Consider the following 972-nt stretch of genomic DNA (forward strand, 5'->3'; position numbering starts at 1 on the left):
CATGTAGTGGTACAGGTCAAGAATAATCAACCGAAGCTGTATCAAGCGGTTCAATCGCAATTCCAGTCACTGTTTGACGCCCAGAAAGAGAAGATTGTCGTCGAGCACAAAGAGAGTGGACATGGCCGCCAGGAAGAGCGTTATGTATTTCAATTAAAAGCCAAATTACCGCCAGAGTTGACGGAGAAATGGCCGACAATCCGCAGCATCATTGCCGTTGAGCGTCACCGCAGCGCCAACGGAAAAGGAACGGTAGATACCTCTTACTATGTCAGCTCGTTATCCCCCAAGCACAAGCTGCTAGGGCACTATATACGGCAGCACTGGCGGATAGAGAACAGCCAGCATTACATTCTTGATGTGGTGTTCAACGAGGATGCTTCCAGGATAGCGATGGAGGATGCGGTCGAGAATATGGCGCTATTCCGGCGGTTCGTATTGAATATCGTAAAACAGAGCAATTGTGGTGCTCGAAGTCAGAGAAACAAGCTAAAAAGAGCCGGCTGGAATGACGACTATCGGGCTCAGTTATTCTTTGGTTAAAATATCAACAAAGTGTGCTCCCGCCCTGCTCGGTGACCTGGCGCAGTTCGGCTTTCAGGCGGCGTATCTCGGCTTGCAAGGCAGACTCTTCGAGCTGCTGGTCAGCAGGCTTACCGTACTGCCTGAGCCAGGTATACAGACTGTGGCTGGAGACCCCAAGGGCTCGTGCAACGTCAGCCACCGGCCGTCCGCGCTCGGTGATTTGTTTAACGGCTTCGATTTTGAATGTTTCTGGATAACGCTGACGGGTCATAACACCTCCAATAGTTGCCTCATTTTAAGGCTACCTGATTACCCATGACCCTCAGCCAGCTTCAAGAGCCGATATGGCATCGGAGGGCTTGCCACGACTGCATGCCCCAATTCAACCAACATGCTCTTGAGGTCAAAACGATGATTAAACCGGAAGCAGTATTCCGCAAGATGCCT

The 972-nt window shown here is 50.9% G+C and carries 3 pseudogenes; 1 reads left to right on the forward strand and 2 read right to left on the reverse strand.

The features are described 5' to 3' along the window. Positions 1 to 543: pseudogene (locus J9889_RS19720) on the forward strand (ISAs1-like element ISAs1 family transposase); the annotation flags it as partial. A gap of 7 nt (positions 544 to 550) precedes the next feature. Here J9889_RS19720 and J9889_RS19725 read toward each other — a convergent pair. Continuing rightward, positions 551 to 796 (reverse strand): annotated as a pseudogene (locus J9889_RS19725) (transposase); the annotation flags it as partial. 38 nt (positions 797 to 834) lie between these two features. Then, positions 835 to 972, reverse strand: a pseudogene (locus tag J9889_RS19730) (IS1595 family transposase); the annotation flags it as partial.

Source organism: Aeromonas sp. PrichA-15 (assembly GCF_017939245.1).
Taxonomy (GTDB): Bacteria; Pseudomonadota; Gammaproteobacteria; order Enterobacterales; family Aeromonadaceae; genus Aeromonas; species Aeromonas caviae.